Raw genomic sequence first — 22,875 nt, forward strand, 5'->3', positions numbered from 1 at the left:
TTAACCCTGAAACGGTGCAAATAAGTGTAATGAAACAGTTTACCGCCCTTTTCAAAAAAACAATTTAAATTATGCCAAGATCAGTAAATGCCGTAGCTTCTAGAGCGCGCAGAAAAAAATTAATGAAACAAGCTAAAGGTTTTTTCGGTAGAAGAAAGAACGTTTGGACTGTTGCTAAAAACGCGGTACAAAAAGCAATGCAATATGCTTACCGAGGAAGAAAAGAGAAAAAGAGAAACTTCAGATCACTTTGGATCATGCGTATCAACGCAGGAGCTAGAGAGCACGGAATGTCTTACTCTCAGTTTATGGGAGCTCTTAAAAAGAACAACATTGAATTAAACAGAAAAGTTTTAGCTGATTTAGCGATGAACTATCCTGAAGCATTCAAAGCAGTTGTAGATCAAGTAAAATAATGTAAAATTTTTTGTTATCAATATTAAATCCTGAGTTTTTTGCTCGGGATTTTTTATTATCTACATTTGCTGAATATTAAAGTATCTTATTTAAAGTGAAAAAATTAACTACTCTTCTACTCCTTTCATTAGCAACATATAACGTACAGGCTCAAAGTTTTGTTCAGGCTTATCAAAACAGGGTCAATCAGGTAACGCAGGCTAATATCACCTCACTATTGCAAGATTTTGCATCATTTGGCACAAAAACGTCAGGTTCGGTCGCAAATAATAATACTTTAAATTGGCTTAAAGGTAAATATCAAACCTATGGTTATACTGCAGGTCAAATTACTGAAGACAGCTTTACAGTAAACGGAAATACGACAAAAAATTTAGTTGTCACAAAAACGGGTACAGTTTATCCAAACACTTACGTTATTATTTGTGGTCACTACGATACGATAGTTGGCCCGGGTGTTAGTGACAACGGTAGCGGAACGTCTATTTTGCTGGAAGCTGCTAGAATTTTAAAAGATATTCCGACTGAATATTCTATTAAATTTATTCATTTTTCTGGTGAAGAACAAGGGCTTGTGGGAAGTCACCATTATGTAGATAATGTGGTTTTTCAGAATGACGTGCGTCAATTAAATCTGAGATTGGTTTTTAATATCGATCAGGTTGGAGGTAAATTGTCTGCACCAAGTAATTCAATCAAATGCGAAAGTGATCAGTCAGGACTACCAGGGAATAATGCTGCTTCTTTATCTTTTACACAACAGTTGGCGGCGTGTACGACTCTTTATTCTCCTCTACAGACTGTAATGTCTAATACATATTCATCAGATTATATACCATTTGAAGAAATTGGAGATATTATTACAGGTTTCTACGAAACTCCACAGAGTATGAATGAACATACTGCGAATGATACTTTTGCCAATGTAAATCCGACTTATGTTTTTAACGTTGGTAAAGCTGCGATTGGTGCGCTTCAACATTTTGCGGTTGCAACTACTAATCTTTCTGTCAATGAGGCATCTGTAGGTTCTTTAGAATCAGTAAAAGTTTACCCTAATCCGGTTAAAAATATTTTGAATATTGAGTTGCCAAATCATATTAAAGATTTTCATGTTGAAATTACTGATATGAGCGGGAAATTAGTTTTAAAATCTGAAAATCAAAAAGAAATCAATGTCTCCGCTTTAGAGAATGGTGTCTATCTTAGTTCAATAAAAACTGATAACGAAAGTGTAACAAGGAAAATAGTTATTAAAAAGTAAGTTATACTAAATTTTATTTTTTATTAAACGAAACTAAAACCTGCAAATTTGCAGGTTTTTTTTATTGATTTCTGTCAAGCAGAATTTCTTCAATCTCATTTAACGAAAAGTTTTTGGTTTTCAGTAAAATTAAAAAGTGATACAGCAGATCAGCTGCTTCATTTTTAAATAAATTTCCATCGTCGTCTTTAGCTTCTATTACCAATTCTACAGCTTCCTCTCCTACTTTTTGTGCGACTTTGTTAATCCCTTTTTGATATAATGAATAGGTGTAAGAACCATCTACTTTATCATCAATTCTCTGAGCAATTTTACTTTCCAGTTCATACAAGAAGCCTTTAGAATCTTTCTCGCCAAAACAGCTGAAGCTTCCTGTGTGGCAAACTGTATTTGTTGGAATCACTTTAATTAGAATCGTATCCTGATCACAATCGATTTGAATATTTTTTACCGTTAAGAAATTCCCTGACTCCTCACCTTTTGTCCATAATTTGTTTTTTGAACGGCTGAAAAAAGTAACGATTCCTTCTTCTTTTGTTTTGTTAAAAGCTTCTTCATTCATGTAACCGAGCATCAAAACCTGCAGAGTTCTATCGTCTTGAATGATTACCGGAACGAGCCCATTGGTTTTATTAAAATCTATTTTCATCTTACGTTGATATTTCTATTTTTCAATTCACTTTTTAAGTTATCAATACTAATTTCCCCAAAATGGAAAATGCTTGCTGCCAAAGCTCCGGTAGCTTTTGTGAGATTAAAAACATCTTCAAAATCTTCAATTTTCCCAGCTCCGCCAGAAGCGATCACCGGAATATTCACATTTTCTGAAATCAGTTTTGTCAATCTCACATCGAAGCCATTTTTCGTTCCGTCACCATTCATCGAGGTTAAAAGAATCTCGCCTGCACTTAATTCTTCGACCTTTTTCGCCCAATCTAATGTTTTCAACGGAGTCATTTCTCTTCCACCTTTCACAAAAACCCAATCATCATCATTTACGAATTTTGTATCGATTGCTACAACGATACACTGACTTCCAAATTCTTTCGCTAATTCAGAAATCAGGTAAGGATTTTTAACGGCAGAAGAATTGATGCTGATTTTATCAGCTCCGGCTTCCAATAATTTTCTGACGTCTTCTACAGTAGAAATTCCACCACCCACTGTGAATGGAATACTTAGTTCTTTGGCGATATTTTTGACCAGTTTGACAAAAGTTTTCCGTTCTTCAATAGTTGCTGTGATGTCCAGAAAAACCAATTCGTCCGCACCTTCTGCCTCGTATTTTTTGGCTAAATCAATTGGATTTCCGGCATTTCTCAGGCCTTCAAAGTTGATTCCTTTTACCGTGGTTCCATCTTTAATATCGAGACATGGGATTATTCTTTTTTTAAGCATTTTGAATAAAATTTTGAAGTTGGTTTAATGATATTTTACCTTCATAAATCGCTTTTCCAATAATGCTTCCCGCACATCCTATTTCTTTCATCAGATAAACATCTTCAATACAGGAAATTCCACCGCTTGCAACTAATTGAATGGTTGTCTTATTTAAAATCTCCTGATACAATTCTGTAGATGCTCCTTCAAGCATTCCATCTTTTGAAATATCCGTGCAGATTACATTCTGAATGCCTTTCTTTTGATAATCAAGAATAAAATCAATTACATTTTTATCACTTTCTTTCAACCAGCCTGAAGTTTTTATGTTTCGGTTTTCACAATCGGCACCCAAAATTATTTTTTCAGCTCCGTATTTTTCAATTAATTGGTAACAGAAACTAGGATTCTGAACTGCAATGCTGCCGATGGTAATTTGCGAAGCCCCAGAATTAAAAGCGATTTCAATATCATCTTCAGTTTTCAGTCCCCCACCAAAATCGATATGCAATGAAGTTTCTTTTGCAATAGTTTCCAATACTTTTTGATTAACAATATGTTTTGATTTCGCTCCATCCAAATCGACAAGGTGTAAAAACTGAATTCCAAAATCTTCAAATTCTTTGGCGACTTCGAGCGGATTTTCATTATAAATTTTCTTAGTATTGTAATCACCTTTTGAAAGTCTCACACATTTTCCGTCGATGATATCTATAGCAGGAATAATTTTCATATGTAGTTTTTTATTGTTTTAATAAGTCATATGCAATCGCTCTTTTTTATGGATTTTCCATTTCCAATCATTGCGATTTCATCATTAAATTTTTAAAAAGTTTTTCAGTACCTGATTTCCAAATTTTCCCGATTTCTCGGGGTGAAATTGCGTTGCAAAGAAATTATCTTTCTGTAAAGATGCACTGAAAGGCAAAATATAATCGCAAACAGAAGTTGTATCTTCTGACAATTCACAATAATAACTGTGGACAAAATACAAATCATTTTCCTCTGAAATCGCTGAGAACAAAGGAGCTTTCAATTCAGAAACAGTATTCCAGCCCATGTGTGGAACGAGGTCAAGTGGCGGAAACCTTTTAACATTGCAATCAAAAATTCCCATTCCTACCGTGTTTCCTTCCTCATTATTTTTACACATCAACTGCATTCCGAGGCAGATTCCCAGAACAGGCTGCGTTAATAACGGAATCAGTTGATCCAAACCTTTTTCTCTTAAAACTTTCATCGTAGAAGAAGCTTCACCAACGCCCGGAAAAACAATTTTTTCCGCATTTTTTATCAGTTCAAAATCATCGGTAATGATAGGATTTGCACCTAATCTTTCTAAGGCATTCTGAACCGAATTTACGTTTCCGCCGTTGTATTTTATAATCGCTATCATCTTATAAACTGCCTTTGGTTGATGGTAAATTGTAATTTTGATCAGTCTGATTGACTGCCATTTTTATCGCTTTTGCAAATGCTTTAAAGATTGATTCTATTTTGTGATGCTCGTTTTCACCCTCAGATTTAATATTTAAATTGCATTTTGCAGCATCTGTAAATGACTTAAAGAAGTGGTTAAACATTTCCGTTGGTACGTCACCGATTTTTTCTCTTTTAAAATCTGCATCCCAGACCAACCAAGGCCGGCCTCCAAAATCAATCGCCACCTGAGACAGACAGTCGTCCATAGGAAGTAGAAAACCATATCTTTCAATTCCTTTCTTCTTACCTAAAGCTTGCAAAACTGCTTCTCCAAAAACAATTCCTGTATCTTCTATAGTGTGGTGTTCGTCAACTTGTAGATCTCCGTTCACTTTAATTTTTAAATCTAAATTTCCATGTTTTGAAATCTGTTCAAGCATGTGGTCAAAAAAGTGCAAACCTGTAGAAATTTCTGAATTTCCGCTACCATCGAGATTAACTTCAACTTCAATTTCGGTTTCATTTGTCTTTCTATAGACTTTAGCTTTTCTTGGTATTTGTTTTAAATATTGATAAATTTCATTCCAGCTTTTGGTCGTCAATTCTGAATTTTCATTTTCAACTTCACTGATGAAGATAGCTTTTGAACCTAAGTTTTTAGCTAACTGAATATCAGTTAATCGGTCTCCAATTACAAAAGATTTTTCAAGATCATAATTACCATAAATATATTTCCCCAACATTCCGATTTCAGGTTTTCTATTAGGTGAATTTTCATGCTCAAAACTTTTGTCGATTAGAATATCGCTGAAAATAATTCCTTCATTTTCAAAAGCTTTCAACATTTTATCCTGAGGTTTTTTGAAATCTTCAAAAAGAAAACTTTCTGTTCCCAAACCATCCTGATTGGTTACCATCACCAGTTCGTAGTCGAATTCCTTTGCTATTTTGGCTAAATTTTGGAAAACACCCGGATAAAACTCAAGCTTTTCCAAAGAATCAACCTGAAAATCTGCAGGTGGTTCAATGATCAATGTGCCGTCTCGGTCGATGAATAATATTTTTTTCATTTTCTAAATACTTTTTAATGCATTAATGAGCGTTTCATTTTCATTTCGATTACCTACGTTGAGTCTGATACAATCTGGAATCTGAGGAAACCTTTTGCTGGTCAGAATTTCATTTTCAATCAATGTAGAATAAACTTTTTCAGCATGTTTAAATTCAATCAGAAAAAAGTTAGCATCCGTCGGAAAAACTTTTGAAATACAGGCTACATCTAAAAATTGATTTCTCAGCCAGTCTCTTTCTTTTAAAATTTTATTTAAATTACTTTTAAAATCTTCAATCTGATCTAACTTTTCCAAAACTAAATTTTGGCTCAAAACATTCACATTAAAAGGTGATTTGACCGTGTAGATAAGATTGGTAATTTCTAAGGACGAATAAGCAATTCCAACTCTTGCTCCCGCCAAACCCCAGGCTTTTGAGAATGTTTGTAAGACAATCAGATTTGGATATTCATTGATTAATTCAAGACTAGATTTTTGTTCTGAAAACTCAATATATGCTTCATCGACAACCACAATTCCGTCAAAATTCTGGATGTAAAATTCAATATCCTCGATTGAATTTCCTGTCGGGTTATTGGGCGAACAGAGAAATAATATTTTTGGTTGATTTTCTTTAATATTCTCCAAAAAATCTTCTTTTACAATTTCAAAATCATCATTGAGATTGAGTTGCAAAACTTTGTTTTCATTAATTGCTGCATAAAATCCATACATCGCAAAAGATGGATTCATTACTAAAACAGAATCTTTCTTCGGTTCACAGAAAATTTTTATGATTAAATCAATCAATTCGTCACTTCCGTTACCGATGGCTATTTGATTGGCTGAAATGTTTTTGAAAGCTGATATTTTTTCTCTAAGATTCTTGTGTGTAGAATCCGGATAGCGATTAAATTCACCAAACGGACTTTCGTTGGCATCCATCAGAAAAGGGTTTTCAAACGTATTATTATCTCTAAAACTGATGTGAGGTCTCAATTCTGAAATGTTTTTTCTAACTAATTTTTGAATATTTATTGTTTTCATAATTTCATTTTAATCTAATGGATACTGCATTTTTGTGAGCTAAAAGTCCCTCCGCTTCCGCCATCAGTTCAATTGTTTTTCCTAAATTCTCTAATCCTTCTTTTGACAAATTCTGAAACGTAATTTTCTTCACAAAACTGTCTAAAGAAACCCCGCTATAATTTTTCGCAAAACCATTTGTGGGAAGTGTATGGTTTGTTCCGCTGGCGTAATCTCCTGCACTTTCACAGGAATAATTTCCGAGAAAAACAGAACCCGCATTTTGAATTTTGTTGATGCAACTTTCAAAATCTTCAACCACTAAAATCAAATGTTCCGGCGCATACAGATTGCTAAATTCTAATGCTTCCTCCACAGAATCCAATAAAATAAAATGGCTGTTATTTAATGATTGTTGAGCAAACTCGTTTCGTGGAAGTTCTTTGATCTGCTTTTTGACTTCCTCAATAGTTTCATTTAAAATTTTCAAATCTGTAGAAATAAAAACCACCTGACTGTCGCTTCCATGCTCTGCTTGTGACAACAAATCTGCTGCACAGAACTCAGGAACAGCGTTTTCATCGGTGATGACCAGAACTTCACTCGGTCCTGCCGGCATGTCGATGGCAACACCAAAATTCTGGGCAAAATCCTTCGCTGCAACGACAAATTGATTTCCTGGACCGAAAATTTTATAAACATTCGGAATGGTTTCTGTACCGAAAGTCATTGCGGCAACCGCTTGTGCTCCGCCTGCTTTAAATATTTTTGAAATCCCGCAAAGCTGTGCGGTGTAAAGAATTGCAGGATTTATATTTCCATTTTGATCCGGTGGCGTACACAATATAATCTCTTTGCAACCCGCCAATTGAGCAGGAATGGCAAGCATTAAAACTGTTGAAAATAATGGAGCTGTTCCACCTGGAATGTAGATTCCCACCTTTTCAATTGCGCGGTTTTCTCGCCAGCAAATGACTCCCTTCGTAGTTTCAACTTTCTGAATTTCATTTTTCTGAGAAGCATGAAATTTTGTAATATTTTCTTTGGCAATTTGGATGGCGAATTTTAATTCTTCTGAAACTAAATCTACAGATTCATTAATTTCTTTTGAAGTTACCCGTAGCTGATTAATTTTTGCAGAATCAAATTTTTCTGCAAATTCGATTAATGCCTGATCACCATTTCTTTCAATTTCTTCGAAGATTTCTTTAATGATTTCTGAAACTTCCTGCTTTTTAAAAACCGGTCTTTTCGTTAACTCAAACCAGGTTTCTCGTTTTGGATTTTTATAAATATTCATCTTAAATAACCATTTTATCGATTGGAATGATCAAAATATCCTGCGCACCTTTCAATTTTAATTCATCAATGACATCCCAAAAACTTTCTTCATCAATCACAGAATGAATACTGCTCCAGCCCTCTTCAGCAAGTGGAATCACCGTCGGACTTTTCAAAACCGGGAGCACATTAGAGATTTCTGAAATCTTATTATTGGGAACATTCATTAAAATATATTTAGAATTTTTCGCTTTTAAAACCGCTTTAATTCTAAAAAGCAACTTATCTAAAATTTCTTCCTGCGAAGAATTCAGATTAATATTTTTTGCTAACACGGCTTCTGACTTTAAAAGTGTTACGGTTTCACGCAAACCGTTTTTAAACAAAGTACTTCCTGAACTCACAATATCGCAGATTCCGTCTGCCAATCCTATATTTGGAGCAATTTCTACCGAACCTGAAATTACGTGAATGTCAGCTTGAATATTATTTTCGTTTAAATATTTTTTAAGCGTATTAGGATATGACGTTGCAATCTTTTTTCATTAAAATATTGTGGTTGATCGGTGTCAATATCTTTCGGAATGGCCAGTGATACCCGGCATTTTGAAAAACCTAATTTCTGTACAATCTTATTTTCCTTCTGCTTTTCTGCCAACAGATTTTCACCGACAATTGCAATGTCGACTACTCCATCTTCAAGATATTGCGGAATATCTGAGTTTCTGAGATACATGATTTCTAAAGGGAAATTATCTACTGAAACTTTCAGCTGGTCTTTTCCGTTGTTTACAGAAATGCCACAATCTTTGAGCAGCTGAAGAGATTCTTCGTACAACCGTCCGTTTTTTTGAATAGCAATTTTTAATTTACTCATTACTTTTTTATAAGTTTTAGTCTGAGTAAATAAAGTTGATTTATGAAAATTTCACAGAAATTTGGAAACAAAAAAAACCGTCCTTTACTCAGACGGTTTTTAATTTATTTTTATGAATTCAACACAAAATATCAATCACTTCCGCCTTAGCTGAGATGATGATAATGATGAAGTGTTGAGAAATTCGGTTTCATTTTTTGAATATTGTGGTACAAATGTAGAACTTATTTTTAAACTTCCAAGAAATTTATGAAATAATTTTTTGATAAAAATTCATCAGTTCATTGGCAATCGGCTCATCATTAAATTTTTGAACGAACTCAAAACCTTTATCAGAACGGCGTTTTCTTTCAGATTCACTGTCCCAAAGAAACTGTATTTTTGATTGTAAATCTAAATAATTTTTAGGATCAACATAAACAGAATCGTTACCTCCGGCTTCAGGAAGACAACTTGTGTTGCTGGTAATTGTAACAGTTTTTGAAAATAAAGCTTCAATAACAGGAATTCCGAACCCTTCAAAAAAACTTGGATAGACAAAAATATCGGCAAGCTTGTAAATCACAGCCAACTCATCCATCGAAACGCCTTCCAGAAAGTTAATTTGTTTTTCCATTTTATTTTTCAGGATGAAGTCTTGTACTTTTTTGAAATATTTTGTTTTTCGTCCGACAACTACTAAAGGAATTTCAGTTTTATCAATTGCTTTTACAATGTTTAAAAGATTTTTTCGCTCTTCAATCGTTCCTACATTTAAGATAAACCTTTCAGGTAAACTAAATTTTTCTTTTGTTTTCTGAATGAATTCTTCTGATTGATTTTCTTTGAAAGCATGATGACAACCTTGATAAATTACCTCGATTTTGTCTTCAGGAACTTTCAAATAACGAATAATATCCTGTTTGGTTTGTTCTGAAATGGCAATGATTTTATCTGCAGATTCTGCTGCTTTTTTAAACTTCCAAAAATGAATTTTTCGGTCAAAAAAAGAATAGTATTGCGGATAACGCATGAAAATTAAATCATGAATCGTGACTACTTTTTTGATTGGATTTTTGTTCCATTTTAAAGGTAATTCGCCTGATAATCCGTGAAATATATCTGCATTTTGAGCCTGCGCATCTTTCCCAATTTTAAACTGACGGGAAAATTTGCCTTTTGAAGATTCAATGAAATGAACATTATTTTTTTCTAAAATTTCTTTCCCTCTTTCAGACTTATTTTTATTGAGTAAAATATATTCATTTTCAGGAAAATATTGAGATAAAATCCTGACGAGATCACGAGAATAGTTGCCTAAACCTGATGTATTGTGAAAAAAACGCTTTGCATCAAATGCTATCTTCATGACTGTATTTTATATAGAATTCCGGATTTAAAGTCTTCTGCAAAGATTTTAATCCCATTTTAAAAGTTTTTATTTTTTACAATGTAATTTGGCCTTGCTTTTACCTGTTTGAAAATTTTACCTAAATAAATCCCTATAATTCCTAAAATAATCAACTGCAAACCGCCAAAGAAAACGATGGTCATAATCAATGATGCCCATCCTGAGATTTCCGTTTTTGCAACGAAAGCGTAAATAACGTAAGCGCCGTAACCAATTACCGAAAATGCTGAAAATAAAAATCCTAAATATGCTGCGATGTACAATGGCTTTACACTGAATGCCGTGATTCCTGTAAAAGCAAAAGTAATCATCTTTTTAAGGTTGTAACTGCTTTGCCCTGAAACCCGTTCAGAAGCTGTAAATTCTATAGCGCTTTGTTTAAAGCCCATCCAGCTCGTCAATCCACGCAGAAATAAGTCATCTTCATTGAATTTTCTCATGACTTCTACAACATTTGCATCCATCAATCTAAAGTCTGAACCGCCGCCTTTGGTAAGATTTACATCAGATAATCCTGACAGAATTTTGTAAAAAAAGTCTGAAGTTTTTCTTTTGAAGACAGAAATTTCTTTGGGATATTTTCTAATTGTCAGAACAACATCATTGCCTTCTTCCCACTTTTTAATCATTTTCGGAATGAGTTCCGGTGGATGTTGAAGGTCACCATCCATTGAAATTACAGCATTACCTAACGCACTATCCATACCTGCTTTTACAGCAGGCTGATGTCCGAAATTTCTGGAAAATTCGATAAATTTTACTTCGTCAAATTTTTTAGATAAAATTTCTAATTGTTGCTGTGTGTTATCTCTGCTTCCGTCATTCACGAAGATAATTTCAAAATCATAATGAGGTAATTCGGAAAAAACTTCTTTAATTTTTTGGTGAATCAATGCAACATTTCCTTCTTCATTATAGGCAGGAATTACAATAGATATTTTTTTCATCCTTAGATATTATTGTAGGCTATAATCTTTTTCAAAATCTCTGGTCATTAATTCATAAATTATTCTAAACCAAACGACAATGCAAGGTACTGCTTTTAGAGAATACTTGATAATGTAATTTACTTTGACCGATTTTGGAAATAAATCTGAAGGTGAAAAACACGTAAGAATGATTACAAAAATTAACATCCCTAAAACTAATGGTGTTCTTTCTTTTTGTAAGAAAAACCAGATCATTACGCCAGCAACAGCAATAATATACGTTGGAGATTCTGATCCTGAGCTAAACAATACCAAGAAAAGTAATGTTGACGCCAAAATCATTAATTGAAAAGCATAATTTTTATACTGTTTGATTCTTATGTATGGTAATGCAAACAGCGGTAAGCCAAAAGCTAAGAATGAAAGATTTGAAATCGATGCATCTCCTAAAATTCTTCTGACAAAGCCCATTAGAGAGATATCCTGCATATTCCCCAAAACCTGATTGTCATTGTTTTTTGAAATCAAAGAATGCGACCAATCTGCATAACTCTGCAATACAAATTGAGGTGTAGAATAAATCATCGGTATTAAAAGACAAATAACAGCAACGATAATTCCTGAAAGAATAAATTTAAATTTATTTTTAATGAAAAAAAACTGAGATAAGCCTACGATTCCGTAAAGTTTAACGAAGATTCCGATGACGATGGCTGAGGCAGATTTCACTTCCTTATTTTCGTAAATATAAATTGCTGATAGCATTAAAAGTCCTACTAAGGCAATATTAAATTGTAAACTAATTGCAGCCGTAATGTATTCTTGCAGACAAAATAATGCAAAAAGAGCTTTTTTAGCGTCTGAAAAAGGAAGTTTATAAATGGCAAAAAGGAAGATGGCAGTATTCGCAACATTCCAAAGAGAAATTCCTAACCAATCTGGCATCACAGCAAACGGAGCAATCAACAGGCTAAAGAAAACTCCATAATGATTCATATCAAAATATCGCTCAGGATATTGTAAGTATAAATTTTTCTGTTCTAAAGTATTGTAAAATACATTTTTGAAAATTAGATAGTTATTGATTGCCTGCGGACCTCTCAGAAATTTTGAGATTGCGGTAACCACTGCTATAATAAGATAAACCCCAAATATATATCTGGGGTTTAAAATAAACTTTAAAAATTTTTCTTTCAAGATGATTAGTTTTAGGTTAATTATAATTTAAACCGCAACATTATTTTCTCTCAAAGCGTCATTCAATGACGTCTTTTTATCTGTAGATTCTTTTCTCTGACCGATGATCAAAGCACAAGGAACCTGAAATTCTCCCGCTGGATATTGTTTGGTATAACTTCCAGGAATTACCACTGAACGCGCAGGAACTCTCCCTTTGATTTCAATTGGCTCTGAACCTGTAACGTCGATAATTTTAGTTGAAGCGGTCAATACAACATTCGCTCCCAAAACTGCTTCCTTTTCAACATGAACACCTTCTACCACGATACATCTTGAACCAATAAAACAATCGTCTTCAATGATTACCGGTGCAGCCTGAAGTGGCTCCAAAACTCCGCCAATACCAACACCACCACTCAAGTGAACGTTTTTACCGATTTGTGCACAACTTCCAACCGTCGCCCAAGTATCAACCATCGTTCCTGAGTCTACATAAGCTCCGATATTCACATAAGAAGGCATTAAAATAACACCCGAAGCAATGAAAGAACCTTCTCTGGCAACAGCATGAGGAACAACTCTCACTCCTTTTTCAGCATAATTTCTCTTCAAAGGCATTTTATCATGAAATTCAAAAGGACCTACTTCAATAGTTTCCATTTTCTGGATTGGGAAATACATTACTACCGCTTTCTTTACCCATTCGTTTACCTTCCATCCGTTTTCTGTAGGCTCAGCAACACGAAGTTTTCCAGAATCTAAAAGAGAAATAACTTCTCTGATAGCTACTTTGCTGTCTTCATTTTGTAATAAATCTCTATTATCCCAGATATTTTCAATAGTTTGTTGTAACGACATGTTTTAAGTTTAAATCAGTTTAATAAATATGTCGCCAAATATACAAAAAAGTTCAGCAAAAGCCTTTCAAACTTATGATTTTGAAAACGAATTATTTAGAATTTCAGATGCATTAAATTCACTGCCAATTACAAAACTCTTTGTGCATGAAGATAGGCTTTATTCCAGTATTTTTCGTTGAGAGACGAGATGATTACCCCTTTAGAAGTCGATGCGTGAATGAATTTTACTTCGCCATCATTTTCAATAGTATGAACAATGCCTACATGAGAAACTTTGCTTCCTCCTGCTGTGGCAAAAAATAAAAGGTCGCCAGGTTTTGCTTCTTCCAAATCTATATTTTTTCCGGTGTTTGCCTGATCAGCTGATCGTCTGGGCAGCTTCAATCCATTTTCGTCAAAGACTTTTGTGGTCAGTCCAGAACAGTCAAAACCCGAAGATGTATTTCCTCCAAATTTATAAGGCGTTCCTAAATATCTTTCAGCATCTTTTAAAATACTTTTCATCGAACCGGAAAGTTTACCGTCAAATTTTGAATCTAATTTTCTCAGGCTTTCTGATTTTGAAACCTTTGAGCTCGATGAGTTTTTTGATTTGGAGACAGCTTTCGAACTTCCACATGAAATGATGATCGTTGCCGAAATTGATAGAACAGCAACCTGTCTTAAAACTTCGCTATATCGTATTGATTTTAAATTCATATCTAATTGATTTTTAGTCTACCTCATTAATTAACACAAATATAAATATAAAAATTTAATTATACTATAACTATACTACAACTATACTATAATTATATGTTAAAATTATAATATCTGAAAATAATTATTATATTTGAAGTTCAATATTGATAACATGGCAACGTATGAAAGCTTTTTAAAAATTAACGGAACGGTAGGAGATTTGGTTTTTTATAATCTGAATGGTAAAAATGTCGTTCGGAAGAAAAGTGGCTTTAATAAAAATGCTTTCAAGAAAAGCGCATCGTACGAAAAAGTTCGTCAGAACAGTTCAGAATTTGGTCATTGCTCTAAGATCGGTAAAGCTTTCAGGCAATGTCTGGAGTCCTATATTAAAGAATGTGATGACGCCCTACTCTATCAGAAGTTTGCAAAGCTCATGACTGAGATTAAAGATTTAGATATCATTTTGGACAAAGGAAAAAGAAATGTAAAAAACGGAATTGCTACAGATGCAGGTTTACAAATGCTAAGAGACTTTCAATTTGGAAATATTCCAAGTCTTGAAAATTCAGTATCAATTTCTGCGGGATTATGGGATTACAGCTTAGTTTTAAATAAAAATATCAACGTTGATGAAATCATTGTTGAAACTTTGAAAATAGATTTTGAAGAATATCAATCAGAACATTTTAAAGAAATTATTTCTGCAGAAAAACCGCTTAATGAATATGTTTTTTTTAAACACTTCTCGGAGGATGATGTGCTATTCCACTTTGTAGTTTTGAAAAAAGATGATGAAATTATTAAGATGGGATTTGTTTAAATTGAATTTTAAAATAGAAAATTGATTTTTTCTCGCAAATTGAGCTGATTCAGCAGATTTTTATAATGAATATATAACTTGGAAACACAAAAAAACCTGTAAACTTTGTTTACAGGTTTTCAATAGTATAATTTAGAAATTATTTATTCTTTTCTCCAATCCAAGCACCGCTTCTTGTTGGCGTTGGTACTGCGTTTGTCCAGTTTCCGCTCCCTTTTTTATCAGGCGTTAAAGTTCCTGAAAACTGACCGTCAGACGGCAAACCAAGTTCTGCTGTCAATTGTCCTGAATCATCTAAATGACCTGAGATATTATAGTTTTCGTTATTGACCTCAGAATGCATTGTGCCTTTAACATTACCATCGTCAGAAACCACAAAATTCCACACTCCTTTATCGCTTCCTGTGTATGTCCCAGACCAAGTTCCGATGTAATCATAGATTGTTTCGTCATCAGCGGTACATCCTATTAGTAAAAAAGTAGTCACTAAAAGTAAAAAAAGTTTCTTCATAGCTTTTAATATGGTTTGATAAAGTTTTGTTTAAGTGGAGAATACGGGAGTCGAACCCGTTACCTCTACACTGCCAGTGTAGCGCTCTAGCCAAATGAGCTAATTCCCCGTCATCTTTGCGCTTTTCACACGAAGCGGTACAAAAGTAAGTAATTAAACCATATTTGCAAATAATTTGTTAAATTTTATTTAAGAAAATGCTTTAATCTAAAGACAATTTCAATTTTCTAAAAATTCTTTAAAGAAATGATAAAAATTAAAAAGAGCTATTTCGTATTTTTCATTTGTATTGCTCGCTGCAAAAATGATTGCGCCGCCAATTTTTCTTCTGCTTCTTCTATTGCCCTCAGCAAGTGATTGTTATTGTCTGCTATTTCACCTAAAATTGTAGAAACTAATTCCCAAACTGGTTGCATTTTTTCTATTAAATCTAAACCTTTTGGGGATAATTCAATCAAACGTTTACGCTCATCCGATTTATCTTTTTTAGAAATGATCATTTTTTGCTTTTCAAGTTCTTTTAACAAACTGATGGTCGAAGGATGGCTGTATCCGATTTCATTGGCGATTTCTACAACACTCAATATTTTTTTATGATGTAATGTGAAAATTACGGGAAACCATTTTGGCTCAAAATCGATTCCGAATTCTCTATAAAGTAATGCTCCGTCTTTGCGCAACTGTTCACTGAGTCTTTGTAATCTGGTCGATAAAGCCAAGATACCTGATTCGTTGATGACATTCATAATTAAGATTTTAAATCGAGGAAACAAAAGACATTATCAGCATTCATCAAAGGAAATTTTGATGGCAGTTTTTCCTTTTTGATAATCGAGAAATGATTCTTTTCGTAGAAACGTAATGCTGCTTGTAATATAGATACCGTTCCTAAATAAACTTCATCAATACTATTTTTACGACAGTATGTAATAAGTATTTCTAACAGTTTTTGGGCAATGCTGTATTCCTTTCCTCTGAATTCTTTTTTGACAAACATTTTCCTGATTGCAGCAGCTTTTTCATCAAACTTCACCAAAGCGATTGTTCCTACAAGTTTATCGTTGATAAATGCTCCCCAAAAATTCCCGCCAGGTGCTAAATAAAATTCATCAATATGAAGAAGATCTGGTTGGTCGTCAATAGTAATGGGAACATTAAATTCTTTCTGCTGAATATTCAAAATTAAATCAATAACTGATTCTGAATATTGGTTGTCGATCTGTTGAATTTTTAACATAAAATTTATTTATGTACAAAACTACGTAGTTAACTACGTATATACAAGTGAAATTTAAAAATAATCATAAAAAAACGTATGCTGAAAACAGCATACGTTCAATTTATTTTGATTCATTAGTCTAATACTAATGCTCAATTTATTTATTTCCAACCACCACCTAAGGCTCTGTATAAATCTACTGCGGCTTTCATTTTACTGTATTGTGCATTAGAAATGTTCAGCTCGGCATTCAGCGAGTTTACATTGGCGTTTAATACTTCAAGATAGTTAGCCATCCCGTAGTTCACCAATTCCTGAGAATATTCTACCGAATTTTTGTAAGCATTCAATTCTTTTGTTTTTAAATCAATAAAAGAATCTTGTACAGAAAATACTCTGATGGCATCAGAAACTTCTTTTCCGGCGGTAAGAACTGTTTTTCTAAAGTTTAGATAAGCCGTTTCTTTATTTGCAAGACTTACTTCGTAATTGGTTTTTATTTGTCTTTTGTTTAAAATAGGTTGAGCTAAACCTCCGATTAAACTTCCAAAAAGTGAGTTAACACTGAACAAATGATCAATATCCACTGACTGTAATCCACCGCTTCCTGTCAATTTCAATGTAGGATAAAACTGTGCTTTTGCAGAATTTGTTAATTCAAAAGCATTCATAAGGTTGAATTCTGCCTGCATTACATCCGGACGGTTTGCTAATAAATTGGCAGGATAGCCCAATGCAAAGTTCGCAGGAAGTGTTTGACCTTCTAAAGTTGATCTTTCAATCGCTTGTGAAGGTTCACCCATTAACAAGCTCATTGTATTTTCCAATTGCTGAATCTGAGTATCGATGTCGATTAACAAAGACTGTGCATTATAAACTAAGGCTTGACTTTGCTGAACTGCAACTTCCGTTAAAGTTCCGGCAATTTTTAACGCTTTCGTAGTTTCAAGATTATTCTCACGGATTTTTATCGTCTCCTGAATGATTTTTTTCTGATCATCTAAAGTCAATAATTGATAATAACTTGAAGCGATTGATGAAACTAAATCACTTTTCACTGCCTGATGTGCAGCAACATTTCCTAAATACGTTGCCAACTGAGCTTTCTCCTGAGCTTTCAGTTTCCCCCACAAATCAGCTTCCCACGCAATACTTCCGGTAATATCAAATTGGTTCACATATCTTCTCTCTCCAATGATCTGCCCAAACTGAGTGTTCAAAGACTGAGTCTGAAAAGTGTAACCAGGACCAACGGTTAATGTTGGTTGATAAGCAGCTTTACTTTGCCTTAAATACGCTTCTGCAGAAGTAATGTTCTGCAGAGCGATTCTTATATCTAAATTGTTTTCTAAAGCTTTAGAAATATGCTTTTGAAGAATAGGATCGGTAAATATTTCTTTCCATGAAACATTTGCCGTGCTTGTACTATCTTGTGGAAGCATATCTGTACGGAAGAGTTTTTCATCTACTACAGCTGCAGGTCTTTCATACTCCTTTCGTACATGGCAAGAAGTAATGACAAGAGCGGTAAGCACTGAAAAAGCAGTTCCTTTTATTATTGATAAATTTTTCATTATTTAAATCTTAAAGATTTCTTATTCAGCTAAATTGATGTCTTTTGGTTTGATTGGCTTGATTTTCTCCTGTAACGTCTGGAAAACCACGTACAACACAGGAATTACAAAAACTCCTAAGATCGTACCTATCAATAGTCCAATCGAAGCACCTGTTGCAATTGATCGGTTACCAACAGCACCAATTCCGCTTGCTAAAACCAATGGTAATAAACCGAAGATAAAGGCTAATGACGTCATCAAAATCGGTCTCAATCTAGCCTTAGCTGCATTAATTGCCGACTCTACAATTGTTTCACCATGATGTCTTCTCTGAACCGCAAATTCGATAATTAAAATCGCATTTTTCGCCAATAATCCAACCAACATGATCAATGCAATCTGGAAGTAAATGTTGTTCTCTAATCCCATTATTTTCTGTCCGAAATAAGCGCCCATCACCCCAAGAGGAAGTGAAATAACTACAACCAAAGGCAAAATGTAACTTTCGTACTGAGCAGAAAGGATGAAATAAACGAATACTAAACTCAAAGCAAAGATCAATAATGTCTGAGATCCTGAACTTAATTCTTCTCTTGTAAGACCTGTAAATTCAACATCATAATTCTGATCCAAGGTTTCTTTTGCAACCTCCTGAACCGCAGTAATCGCATCACCAGAACTGAATCCGGCTTTGTTGGCTCCTGTGATTTTCACCGAAGTAAATAAGTTGTAACGACCAACAGATTGTGGACCATAAGTCTTATTCAAACTTACAAACTGTGAAATTGGTGACATTTCTCCTGAACTTGTCTTCACATAATATTGATTAAGATCTTCTGCACTGACTCTGTTTTCAGGAAGTGCTTGAATCATTACTCTGAACTGTTTTCCGTATTTAGTAAAGTCAGCTCCGTAAATTCCACCGATATATCCCTGCATCGTTGCCAAAATATCATTCACAGAAACTCCTTTTTGCTTAGCTAAAGGAACATTGATCTCCATCATGTACTGCGGATATTTGGTATTGAATGAAGTCTGAGCAAATTCAATTTCCGGTCTCTGCATTAAGTTTCCGATGAATTCGTTGGTTTTAGCATCCAATTCAGCAAAATCACCTCCTGATTTATCCAAAAGTACCATTTCAAAACCTGCACTGTTACCGAATCCCGGCACACTTGGCGGCTGGAAGAATACTACTTTCGCATCCGGCACTTTTCCTGCTAGACCAAATAATCGTTTCGAAATTTCTTCAGAAGATAAGCCATCTCCTTTTCTATCGTCAAAAGGTTTTAATTTAATGAAGGCAAGTCCGTTATTACTACCGTTTCCGGATAATAATCCTCTTCCCGTAGAAATCGTGACATTCTGAATTCCAGGAATCTTCATGGCGTCTTTCTGCAAAGTTTTCAAAACATTGTAGGTTCTTTCCATCGATGCTCCCGGAGGAAGTTGAACATCGGTAAAGATAATTCCTCTGTCTTCTGTAGGTACGAAACCTTTTTTCATGCTTCCGTTAGCCCAATAGATAATTCCTCCTGTAACGATAAGAATAACTACAGTCACCCATTTATGTTTAATCAGGAAATTAAATCCTCTTCCGTAACGGTCAGTTGCAGTTTTGAAACCGATATTAAATTTATAGAAGAACTTCTGAATGAAATTTTTATTTTTATAATCTTCGTGATGATCTTCGTGTGGTTTTAAGAATAATGAACATAAAACCGGACTCAACGTCAATGCATTTACCGCTGAAATAATGATTGCAATAATCAAAGTAATCCCAAATTGCTGATAAAATACACCGGTAGGACCTGTAATAAATGTTACCGGAATAAATACCGCTGCCATTACCAAAGTAATCGAGATAATCGCACCTGTGATTTCATCCATTGCCTCAACGGTTGCTTTTTTAGCATTAGAAACACCATTTTCCATCTTGGCGTGTACAGCCTCGACGACGACAATCGCATCATCGACCACAATACCAATTGCCAGTACCAAAGCAAAAAGCGTCAGTAAGTTTAATGAATATCCAAATAAATTTAGGAAAAAGAAGGTACCCACGATCGAAACCGGAACCGCAATCGCCGGAATCAAAGTTGATCTGAAATCCTGTAAGAAAATATATACCACGATGAATACCAAGATAAATGCTTCAATCAAAGTATGAATTACTTTTTCGATAGATGCATCCAAAAACTCATTAGTATCAAAGTTAAAAGTATATTTTACGCCTTCAGGATATGAACCTTCATTTTCCTTAAGCTGTTTTTTGATATTTTCAATAATTTCCTGAGCATTCGATCCCGGAGTCTGGAAAACCCCCATACTGATTGATGGATTATCACCATTTTCACCAACTCCAGAATAAGAAAGTCCACCTAATTCTACTTTAGCAACATCTTTCAGCATTAAATTCTGGCCATCCGGAAGAGATTTAATGATAATGTCATCGTACTGCTCTTTTTCACTAAACTTTCCGACATATTTGATGATATATTCGAAAGAGCTTCCGCTGTTTTGACCTAAAGATCCTGCAGCTGCTTCTCTACTTTGGTCATTGATGGCAGTTGTAACTTCAGTTGGTGTAATTCCATATGCTGCCAATTTAGCAGGATCTAGCCAAACTCTCATTGAGTAGTTTTTTCCACCAAAAACGTTGGCTTCACCTACTCCATTAATTCTTTGAAGATTTGGGATAACGTTGATATTCAAAAAGTTTTGAAGATAAACGTCATCAATATTTTTATTCTCAGAATAGAAAGAAAGGTACATCAATGCACTTGTCTGCTGTTTCTGAGTAACAACACCCGCTCTTGTCACTTCACTTGGTAGTAAAGGGGAAGCTCTAGCAACACGATTTTGTACGTTTACCGCAGCAATATCTGCATCAACTCCCTGCTTGAAAAACACCTGAATCTGAGCCGAACCGTCGTTTCCAGCTGTTGAAGTAATGTAATCCATTCCTTCAACACCATTGATTTGCTCCTCCAAAGGAACAACCACACTCTTCATTACGGTTTCAGCGTTGGCTCCGGTATAGTTTGCTCTCACACTCACTGTTGCCGGTGCAATGTCGGGATACTGTGTAACCGGAAGCGCTGTAAGTCCCAAAACCCCGAGAATAACGATCAGGATGGAGATTACAGTGGATAAAACCGGTCTGTTAATAAAGTTCTTTATCATTAGAATTTCGGTTTTACTGATTGTACAAGACTATCCATGCTTACTTTTTTAGGTTTTACGGCAGTTCCAGGCTTAATGTTTCCTGTACCTGCTGCAATAATGACTTCACCTTTTTTAAGCCCGGATTTTATTAAAGCTAAATTGTCAATTCTTTCGATTACTTCAACAACGGTATTTCTTGCGGTGTCTTTTTCAACTTTATAAACGTAAACAATACCTTGCTGTTCATAAGTTGCACTTTCCGGAACCACCAAAACATTGTCAAATGTTTTAGGGAATCTTATCGTTCCACTATTTCCGTTGCTTAAAAGTTTCTGTGCATTTTTGAATGCAACTCTGAACTGAATCGTTCCGGTTGTTGCGTCGATAGAACCTGTAATAGCCTCTATTCTTCCTTTTTCAGGATATAAACTTCCGTTTGCCAATTGTAATTCAACCATCGGAAGGTTTTTTATTTTTTCAGGAACAGATGCTCCGACAGATTTTTCAAGGAAATCGAAATATTCTTTTTCATTCATTGAAAAATAGGCAAATACTTCTGAAGTATCTGAAATCGTCGTTAGTGCCATTTGGTCTGTTGGTCCTACTAAACTTCCTACTTTTAAAGGTAATTTACCAATCACACCGGATATAGGCGCACGAATAATTGAATAATCAACATTAGCAGCTGCTCCTTTGTAATTTGCATTTGCCTGTTGTCTTGCAGCGATTGCCTGCTGAACCTGAGCCTGAGCCTGAGAAAGATTAGCTTGTGCAGTTTGAAGCTGAATATTGCTGATAATATTTTTTTCAACCAAAGGTTTCAACTTGTTTACTTCAACCTGTGCTGCATTTACTGCCGCCTGAGCTGCTGCAATATTAGATTGTGCGGCACCTACTCCTGCTTTCGCTGCTGCTGCAGTTTCATTTAAAGTATTAGTTTCTAGACGGAATAAAGGTTGTCCTTTCGTTACATATTGCCCTTCATCTACCAAAACCTGAGTGATATAACCCGAAATTTTGGCTCTCACGTCATTGTTTACTCTACCCTGAATACTTGCAGGGAAAATATCGTATCCCGTTATATTTTTATTTTCTACTGATATTACAGGAAATGGTTTGGGACCATCCTGTTTCGGAGCTTCTTTTTTGCAGGCAGTCAGAGAAAATGCTGCTACAGAAAATAGTATAAGCTTGTTTGTCATTTTTATAGTTTATTAAGTGATTCCTGAATATTTACGATATTTTTATTTAAAAGAGATTTGTAGACTTCCATTTTATCTTCAAAATCCTTGTCATCTACTTTCTTTAATTTTCTGAATTTCCGAAGGGCTTCTATCAGGTTGAGCTCGTCCTGCATTTTCTGAACAATCTTTTCAAACCTCACTTTCTTGTACTCGGTGTTGGTGTAAAAATACCTTCTTCGCTCATCTATTTTATTTACATCAATAATCAATTGAGCATTGAGCAGCAATTTGATATTGGTGGAAACCGAACTTTTGCTTGCTGAAAAAACATCCACAAATTCATCAAAAGTAATTCCTACCTTTTCAAAATCGAAAATAAGATAGGAATAGATTTTAGAAGCCAATGGAGGAAGATTAAACATCGTGCTGCAAAACTTTACTGCATCCTGAAAGATCTTCTCGTCAATTTCTATACTTTTATTCATAGGTAGAAATTATTTGTTAGTAATAGCTCTGTAATGTTAAAAATATTTCAGTTGATCTGAAAATCACTAACTACAATCCATAGCATATTAATCTGAACAAAAGTAAAACTTAGTTCGGAACTAAACGAACAAACTCAATAGAGTTTATGAATATATAGTTTCTTAAAGAAT

The 22,875-nt window shown here is 34.5% G+C and carries 22 protein-coding genes, 1 tRNA gene and 1 pseudogene; 3 read left to right on the plus strand and 21 right to left on the minus strand.

All coding sequences use genetic code 11. From position 1 onward, the window contains the following. Positions 1 to 71: 71 nt before the first annotated feature. Positions 72 to 416, plus strand: coding sequence for a 50S ribosomal protein L20 (gene rplT / locus EAG08_RS20875; RefSeq protein ID WP_047444038.1), 345 nt, complete (start codon positions 72 to 74; stop codon positions 414 to 416). A 95-nt stretch (positions 417 to 511) separates the two neighbouring features. Continuing rightward, positions 512 to 1,681 carry a M28 family peptidase gene (locus EAG08_RS20880; RefSeq protein ID WP_129537131.1) on the plus strand — a complete coding sequence of 390 codons (1,170 nt, stop codon included), beginning with the start codon at positions 512 to 514 and terminating at the stop codon, positions 1,679 to 1,681. 61 nt (positions 1,682 to 1,742) lie between these two features. On the opposite strand, the gene hisIE is transcribed toward EAG08_RS20880, so the two are convergent. The 13 genes and pseudogenes from hisIE to EAG08_RS20945 all read right to left on the minus strand — a co-directional run bounded on the left by hisIE (position 1,743) and on the right by EAG08_RS20945 (position 13,776). After that, a complete protein-coding gene (gene hisIE, locus EAG08_RS20885; protein ID WP_129537132.1) occupies positions 1,743 to 2,330 on the minus strand; it encodes a bifunctional phosphoribosyl-AMP cyclohydrolase/phosphoribosyl-ATP diphosphatase HisIE in 588 nt (195 codons plus the stop codon). Continuing rightward, positions 2,327 to 3,079, minus strand: coding sequence for an imidazole glycerol phosphate synthase subunit HisF (gene hisF, locus EAG08_RS20890; RefSeq protein ID WP_129537133.1), 753 nt, complete (start codon positions 3,077 to 3,079; stop codon positions 2,327 to 2,329). The genes hisIE and hisF overlap by 4 nt, the downstream gene beginning before the upstream one ends. Next, positions 3,072 to 3,794, minus strand: coding sequence for a 1-(5-phosphoribosyl)-5-[(5-phosphoribosylamino)methylideneamino]imidazole-4-carboxamide isomerase (gene hisA / locus EAG08_RS20895; protein WP_129537134.1), 723 nt, complete (start codon positions 3,792 to 3,794; stop codon positions 3,072 to 3,074). Before hisA ends, hisF begins: the two co-directional genes overlap by 8 nt. An 84-nt stretch (positions 3,795 to 3,878) precedes the next feature. Next, the gene (gene hisH / locus EAG08_RS20900; protein WP_129537135.1) at positions 3,879 to 4,457 is read right to left on the minus strand and encodes an imidazole glycerol phosphate synthase subunit HisH; all 579 of its coding nucleotides are present in this window, start codon (positions 4,455 to 4,457) and stop codon (positions 3,879 to 3,881) included. 1 nt (position 4,458) lies between these two features. Next, complete coding sequence (hisB, locus tag EAG08_RS20905; protein WP_129537136.1) at positions 4,459 to 5,553, minus strand: bifunctional histidinol-phosphatase/imidazoleglycerol-phosphate dehydratase HisB; 1,095 nt, start codon at positions 5,551 to 5,553, stop codon at positions 4,459 to 4,461. 3 nt (positions 5,554 to 5,556) lie between these two features. Then, positions 5,557 to 6,582 carry a histidinol-phosphate transaminase gene (hisC, locus tag EAG08_RS20910; RefSeq protein WP_129537137.1) on the minus strand — a complete coding sequence of 342 codons (1,026 nt, stop codon included), beginning with the start codon at positions 6,580 to 6,582 and terminating at the stop codon, positions 5,557 to 5,559. 4 nt (positions 6,583 to 6,586) lie between these two features. Next, on the minus strand, positions 6,587 to 7,861 hold the full coding sequence (gene hisD / locus EAG08_RS20915; protein ID WP_129537138.1) for a histidinol dehydrogenase: 1,275 nt from the start codon (positions 7,859 to 7,861) through the stop codon (positions 6,587 to 6,589). A gap of 1 nt (position 7,862) precedes the next feature. Continuing rightward, positions 7,863 to 8,719: pseudogene (hisG, locus tag EAG08_RS20920) on the minus strand (ATP phosphoribosyltransferase). A gap of 247 nt (positions 8,720 to 8,966) precedes the next feature. Then, positions 8,967 to 10,067 (minus strand): glycosyltransferase family 4 protein, encoded by a 1,101-nt coding sequence (locus EAG08_RS20925; RefSeq protein ID WP_129537139.1) that lies wholly within the window; start codon positions 10,065 to 10,067, stop codon positions 8,967 to 8,969. A gap of 59 nt (positions 10,068 to 10,126) precedes the next feature. After that, positions 10,127 to 11,056, minus strand: coding sequence for a glycosyltransferase family 2 protein (locus EAG08_RS20930; protein ID WP_129537140.1), 930 nt, complete (start codon positions 11,054 to 11,056; stop codon positions 10,127 to 10,129). Positions 11,057 to 11,065: 9 nt separating this feature from the next. Then, positions 11,066 to 12,241 (minus strand): glycosyltransferase family 87 protein, encoded by a 1,176-nt coding sequence (locus EAG08_RS20935; RefSeq protein ID WP_129537141.1) that lies wholly within the window; start codon positions 12,239 to 12,241, stop codon positions 11,066 to 11,068. A gap of 21 nt (positions 12,242 to 12,262) precedes the next feature. Further along, positions 12,263 to 13,075, minus strand: a complete 813-nt coding sequence (locus tag EAG08_RS20940; protein ID WP_129537142.1) for a 2,3,4,5-tetrahydropyridine-2,6-dicarboxylate N-succinyltransferase — start codon at positions 13,073 to 13,075, stop codon at positions 12,263 to 12,265. Between the two features lie 128 nt (positions 13,076 to 13,203). Continuing rightward, a complete protein-coding gene (locus tag EAG08_RS20945) occupies positions 13,204 to 13,776 on the minus strand; it encodes a C40 family peptidase (RefSeq protein WP_129537143.1) in 573 nt (190 codons plus the stop codon). A gap of 133 nt (positions 13,777 to 13,909) precedes the next feature. Between EAG08_RS20945 and EAG08_RS20950 the strand changes: the two genes are divergently transcribed. Next, positions 13,910 to 14,581 carry a hypothetical protein gene (locus tag EAG08_RS20950; RefSeq protein WP_228446673.1) on the plus strand — a complete coding sequence of 224 codons (672 nt, stop codon included), beginning with the start codon at positions 13,910 to 13,912 and terminating at the stop codon, positions 14,579 to 14,581. Positions 14,582 to 14,720: 139 nt separating this feature from the next. Here EAG08_RS20950 and EAG08_RS20955 read toward each other — a convergent pair whose 3' ends face one another. From EAG08_RS20955 to EAG08_RS20990, 8 genes are all read right to left on the minus strand, one after another. Next, entirely contained in the window at positions 14,721 to 15,092 is a 372-nt protein-coding gene (locus EAG08_RS20955) for a hypothetical protein (protein ID WP_129537144.1), read from the minus strand. 35 nt (positions 15,093 to 15,127) lie between these two features. Beyond that, a tRNA-Ala gene (locus EAG08_RS20960) sits at positions 15,128 to 15,201 on the minus strand. Between the two features lie 157 nt (positions 15,202 to 15,358). Beyond that, entirely contained in the window at positions 15,359 to 15,838 is a 480-nt protein-coding gene (locus EAG08_RS20965; RefSeq protein ID WP_129537145.1) for a MarR family winged helix-turn-helix transcriptional regulator, read from the minus strand. 2 nt (positions 15,839 to 15,840) lie between these two features. Next, positions 15,841 to 16,329, minus strand: a complete 489-nt coding sequence (locus tag EAG08_RS20970; RefSeq protein ID WP_129537146.1) for a GNAT family N-acetyltransferase — start codon at positions 16,327 to 16,329, stop codon at positions 15,841 to 15,843. Positions 16,330 to 16,472: 143 nt separating this feature from the next. Further along, complete coding sequence (locus EAG08_RS20975) at positions 16,473 to 17,885, minus strand: efflux transporter outer membrane subunit (protein ID WP_129537147.1); 1,413 nt, start codon at positions 17,883 to 17,885, stop codon at positions 16,473 to 16,475. A gap of 21 nt (positions 17,886 to 17,906) precedes the next feature. Next, positions 17,907 to 21,053 (minus strand): efflux RND transporter permease subunit, encoded by a 3,147-nt coding sequence (locus EAG08_RS20980; RefSeq protein WP_129537148.1) that lies wholly within the window; start codon positions 21,051 to 21,053, stop codon positions 17,907 to 17,909. Continuing rightward, positions 21,053 to 22,237, minus strand: a complete 1,185-nt coding sequence (locus EAG08_RS20985) for an efflux RND transporter periplasmic adaptor subunit (RefSeq protein WP_129537149.1) — start codon at positions 22,235 to 22,237, stop codon at positions 21,053 to 21,055. The genes EAG08_RS20980 and EAG08_RS20985 overlap by 1 nt, the downstream gene beginning before the upstream one ends. 2 nt (positions 22,238 to 22,239) lie before the next feature. Next, on the minus strand, positions 22,240 to 22,704 hold the full coding sequence (locus EAG08_RS20990) for a GbsR/MarR family transcriptional regulator (protein ID WP_129537150.1): 465 nt from the start codon (positions 22,702 to 22,704) through the stop codon (positions 22,240 to 22,242). Positions 22,705 to 22,875 lie beyond the last annotated feature (171 nt).

It is taken from the genome of Chryseobacterium sp. 3008163 (genome assembly GCF_003669035.1).
Classification (GTDB): domain Bacteria; phylum Bacteroidota; class Bacteroidia; order Flavobacteriales; family Weeksellaceae; genus Chryseobacterium.